Annotated in this window: 4 protein-coding genes; all 4 read left to right on the top strand. The window is 27.4% G+C overall.

What is annotated here, in order from left to right:
- Positions 1 to 73: 73 nt before the first annotated feature.
- From Q0370_RS03220 to Q0370_RS03205, 4 genes are read left to right on the top strand one after another with little or no spacing between them, the layout of a single operon-like run.
- A complete protein-coding gene (locus Q0370_RS03220) occupies positions 74 to 2,059 on the top strand; it encodes a hypothetical protein (protein WP_299572058.1) in 1,986 nt (661 codons plus the stop codon).
- A 3-nt stretch (positions 2,060 to 2,062) separates the two neighbouring features.
- Positions 2,063 to 2,692, top strand: coding sequence for a hypothetical protein (locus Q0370_RS03215; RefSeq protein WP_299572055.1), 630 nt, complete (start codon positions 2,063 to 2,065; stop codon positions 2,690 to 2,692).
- A 41-nt stretch (positions 2,693 to 2,733) separates the two neighbouring features.
- Entirely contained in the window at positions 2,734 to 3,702 is a 969-nt protein-coding gene (locus Q0370_RS03210; protein WP_299572052.1) for an N-acetylmuramoyl-L-alanine amidase, read from the top strand.
- A gap of 29 nt (positions 3,703 to 3,731) precedes the next feature.
- Entirely contained in the window at positions 3,732 to 4,940 is a 1,209-nt protein-coding gene (locus tag Q0370_RS03205) for a pyridoxal phosphate-dependent aminotransferase (protein ID WP_299572049.1), read from the top strand.
- The last annotated feature ends 158 nt before the right edge of the window (positions 4,941 to 5,098 follow it).

Here is a 5,098-nt window from a genome sequence, read left to right as displayed (position 1 = left end):
ATACTATTACTGTGACAATTTTATAACTATAATAAAATAAGTTATAAAGATTACTTTTTAGATAGGAGGATGTATGGGGATTTTTAATTTTTTTAAATCTTCTGATAAAAAAAGAAATAAAAAGACAGTAAATCAAGAAGTTAATATAAATAATAACGTCAATAATCAGCAGATTAGAAGACCAATCTACGATATTGTAAATAATGAATCCGAAATGATTGAAAGTGGTAATTACTCAGATGACTTTAAAGATATTTCCTACTATGATGAGTTCGGAAAAGAATTTAAAATGCCCAAAAAAGACTGGATTGAAAAAAAATTATATCCAGCTATAAGGAAAAATTGGAGTAATATGGATGGATTATATCCAATAATTCAAGATGCATTTTCAAAAGGGGTTTATCCAGAGGTAAAAGAAGCAGTATTAAGATTTTATGCAACTGATGAAAATTTTGAGAGAAAATTGATTTTACTTGGAACTTATCATATAAAAACAGGGTCATGCCAGAATGCTGTCGAACTATATGAAAAAAATCTAAATATCAATAATTTGACCGAAGGACTTTGTATAGCCTATGCCGAAGCATTAGAGCTTTGTGGCAAGTCAGCTGAAGCAGAAAAAAAATACTATGAAGCAATTGAAATTAATCCAAATTCATCAATAGCATTTAAAAAATATTTTGATATTGTAAAAAATAGAAGTAATGAGGAATACGAGAACAAACTTGAAAAACTTTCTGAAATATCAGGAAATTGGCGTGCAAAAATGAAGCAGGCCATAGTTTACTTTAAAAAAGGTAATAAGGAAAGTGGAAATTATTTTTTGATAAATGCCTTGAAAGAATCTGGTTATAATGCTGAAGTAATGTATATTACATCGAGTATTTATATTTTAAATGAACTTTATGATGAATTCAAGCAGTATGTGCTGGCATATTATAATCCAGAAAAACACAATGCTTATACTGCTTTAAATGTTTTGAAATATTATAAAATAAAAGATATGTATAAGGAAGGACTGGAACTTTGTAAATTTACTTCTAAATTCCCTTGGATTGAACATTATAAAAAGTTTATGTATTATGAAGATTATTTTTGGAAATTAAAAATAAAGGCTGAAACTTGGAATAATACAGAAGAAAATACTGTAACTCACTTTTTTTCAACAAATAAGCCTATCTGGTATTATGAGTTTAATCATCCTGAATTTATGCTAAATCAAAGTAGACGTGTGAAGCCCAATATTCTTATTCTGACATTTACATCAATAGGTGAGAAATCAGAACTGGCTGAAAATTTAGCAGTTTCATTACCTTTACATTTAAATGAAAATCTTCATTATAAAACAAATTTAAATTATCAGTTAGCAATTGCTTACAATAAAGAAAGTTTATTTATATCTAAAAAACGATATAGTACAGATTATATGAAACTTATAAGAAAGCAGAATAATAATTTGAATTTTGTTTTGGCTGGAAATATTTTAAAAATGCCAAATGTAGAAAAATATGAGATTGAAATATACCTTTATGACACGTTTAATGAGCAAAAATCTATTTTGATTAATAAAATTTATGATGGAAATAATATTTATAGTGTTCAAAATGATTTATTAAAAGCTGTCAGTACTTTCTTTGAAAGAGATTTTTCAATAAAATATGAGAAAAATTTAAATAATTTGATTTTATTTTCGCCTAAAATGAAATTCTTGATACAAAGCAAGGCTCATAAGGAGCATCAATCTTGGCGATATAAAAAACTGCTTTCAGATCAAATCGATGTAGTGCTTGAAGATAGAAACAATGATTTAAAGAAAATCAATTTATTAGCACTTTTATATGAAATAAAACAGACTAACAGTCAATTATTAAAATTTCAAAAACCTCTTATTTATAGTATGAATATTCATGGTATTTTTGAGACACAGACATTAAAAATACTTGCACCAATTATATTTAAAATATATGATGATGATGTTAATTTTCAAGCAAATATAGAGGCTTTAAATATTACAGATTCAAATTATTTGAGCTGGATAAACAAATTTTCAGGAGAATAAATTATGTTTTTCTATTATAAAAAAGTAGTAGCAATAATAGTGTCTTTTTTCTATATACTTGCAAATCACAGTTTTTATAATTCTATTTTCAATGAATACACAAATGACAAGCTTTTTAAGATATCAACTTGGCTTGGTGTAATTGAAGTGATTTTTTGGATTATGCTATTTTATTCTGTTTTTTATCTAGAAAATAAAGATATTAAATTTGATGATAAAAAAGAAATAGCAGAAAAAGAAGTAAAAAAAGATATAAGAGATTTGATAATCTGTTTTTCAATATTCATAATAAGTTTAATTTGTGTAGATATTTCACGTGTAATCTTGCAAAGTTCGCCATATATTAACGATACAGTTTCAACTGTAAATTCTTATGTTTGGCTTGTTGGTGGAACGAGAGTCTTGTTTATTTTTTCATCAGTAGTATTTGGTGTTATTGCTGCAAGCAGAAGAAATATATTTTTGATAATTGTATCAGTTATAAATTTTATAGTTTCTATAATGATATGGCTTGATTTTGACGGAAATGTTACTGCAATTATGAGAATTGTTATTGCTATTTTGGCTATTATTTATTACTTGCTTTTAAAAGATAACAATGATAGTCATTACAAAGAAAAGGTTACAAAATAAATTTGATTAAAATAATTTTTTAGCAGGAGGAGATAAGTAAAATGAAAAAAAATATAGCAAAATTGTTATTTTTAGCATCAATACTATCTGTTGGAAATATTTTGAATGCACATAATCAAAATGTCTCAAAAGATGTTCAAAAGCCAATAGAAATAAAAGTTGATGATAATGGAAATGTGACAAAAAATCAATCTAACGGAAATGAGAATAATAAACCGAAAACGAATCCTACAAATGTTTCAAGAGGAGGAATTAATACAATTAAAAATACAGCAGGATCAATAACAGTAGACTCTTCATATACTTCAACAGGTCAAAATTATAGACAAAGATTCATAATTTTGCATTATACTGCAATGAATAGAGATGGTTCTTTAAGAGCTTTGACAAACAATGAGGTAAGTGCTCATTATTTAATATCTGACCAAAAAAGTGATCCTGTATATTATTTAGTGGATGAAAACAAAAGAGCATGGCATGCTGGAGTAAGTGAATGGAAAACAAGTAAAAATTTAAATGACAGTTCAGTTGGAATAGAAATTGTTAACAGTGGAAATGTAAGCGGAAGTTTTGAGCCATTTAAAGATTTTCAAATTAAGGAAGTGGCAGTGCTTGTAAAATATTTGGCGGATAAATATGAAATTCCTGCAACGAATATTTTAGGACATTCAGACATTGCCCCACAAAGAAAGCCTGATCCAGGTCCATTATTCCCTTGGGAAGAGTTATACAAAAAATACAATATAGGAATGTGGTATGACAATGCAAGAAAATTAGCATACGAGTCTGAATATGCAGATACTTGGAATACTTTGCCAGCATCGACAGTACAGGCTGAATTTTCTAAATTTGGATACACAATTAGCTCTACTGGAAGATGGGATGAGCAGACAAAAAATGTAATAAAAGTTTTTCAGTATCATTTTAGACCTTCAAACTATGATGGAAAACTTGATTTAGAAACATTTGCAATTTTAAAAGCATTGAATGAGAGATATAATAATAAATAATCTAATTACATAAGAAAGGAACATTAAAAATGAAAAAATTTTCAAACAGAGTTATAAATATGCATTATTCACCAATCAGAAAATTAGTTCCATATATTGATGAAGCTATAAGATCTGGCGTGAAGGTATATCAGCTGCATATAGGACAACCTGATGTAGAGACACCAGATACATTTTTTGAAGGACTTAATAATTATAAGGAAAAAATTGTTAAATATACGAATTCGGCTGGGATAATGGAATTGAGAGAATCATTTTCAAAATCTTATGCAAAAGTAGGAATTGATATTTTACCTGAGGATATCTTGATTACTCAAGGTGGAAGTGAGGCAATTCAGATTACATTACAAACTATTTGTAATCCTGGAGATGAAGTTTTGGTTCCTGAGCCATATTATACAAATTATGATAGTTTTTTGAGAATTGCTGATGCAAAATTAGTTCCGATTGAAACTTCAATTGAAAATCATTATCATTTGCCAAAAAGAGAAGAAATTGAAAAATTAATTACTCCAAAAACAAAGGCTATAATGTTTTCAAATCCGAGCAATCCGACTGGAATTGTATTTAGGAAAGAAGAAATGGATTTAATAAGAGATATTGCAATAAAACATGATTTGTATATTATTACTGATGAAGTCTACAGACAATTTATTTATGATGAAGAAATCGAAAAAAGTTATCAGTCATTTATGTCGATTCCTGAAATTGAAGACAGAGTAATTTTAGTTGACAGTATTTCAAAGCATTATAGTGCATGTGGAGCAAGAATTGGAGTGATTGCCTCAAAAAATAAAGACTTTTTATCACAAGCTCTAAAATTCTGCCAAGCAAGATTATCAGTTTCAACAATCGAGCAATATGCAAGTACAAATCTTATAAATACTTTGGATACTTACATTGACAATACGAAATTAGAATATAAAGTAAGACGTGATATGATTTATAACAATATCATAAAAATACCAGGAGTTGTAACATACAAACCAAGCAGTGCATTATATCTGATTGCTGAATTACCAGTGGATGATATTGAAAAATTTGCAATTTGGCTATTGACAGAATTCAGATATGAAAATCAGACACTATCATTTGCACCAGGTCCTGGATTTTATACAACGCCAGGAAAAGGTACGAAGGAAGCAAGATTTTCTTTCTGTACACATAACCTGATTGAAATTGAAAATGGAATGAAAGTGTTAAAAAAAGCATTAGAAGAATATAATAAAGGAAAATAATAAATAAAAAGTTAACTGCACCTAAAACAAAATAAAAGGTGTAGTTTTTTATTATTTATAAAATCTTTCAGCTAATATGTCTAAAAGTTTATGTTTAAGAGTTTAAGAATAAATAAAAAAATAGGGAATTTCAATTATGAAAAAAAAGAAAATTTACT

The organism is uncultured Leptotrichia sp., assembly GCF_938036635.1.
GTDB classification, from domain to species: Bacteria; Fusobacteriota; Fusobacteriia; order Fusobacteriales; family Leptotrichiaceae; genus Leptotrichia; species Leptotrichia hongkongensis.
Note: the sequence above shows the minus strand (reverse complement) of the source record. Positions and strands in the feature narration are given on the sequence as shown.

Excerpts from the sequence above, each read along its gene's own strand:
- Q0370_RS03215 (WP_299572055.1), top strand. The coding sequence starts at position 2,063 with ATGTTTTTCTATTATAAAAAAGTAGTAGCAATAATAGTGTCTTTTTTC.
- Q0370_RS03220 (WP_299572058.1), top strand. The coding sequence starts at position 74 with ATGGGGATTTTTAATTTTTTTAAATCTTCTGATAAAAAAAGAAATAAA.
- Q0370_RS03210 (WP_299572052.1), top strand. The coding sequence starts at position 2,734 with ATGAAAAAAAATATAGCAAAATTGTTATTTTTAGCATCAATACTATCT.
- Q0370_RS03205 (WP_299572049.1), top strand. The coding sequence starts at position 3,732 with ATGAAAAAATTTTCAAACAGAGTTATAAATATGCATTATTCACCAATC.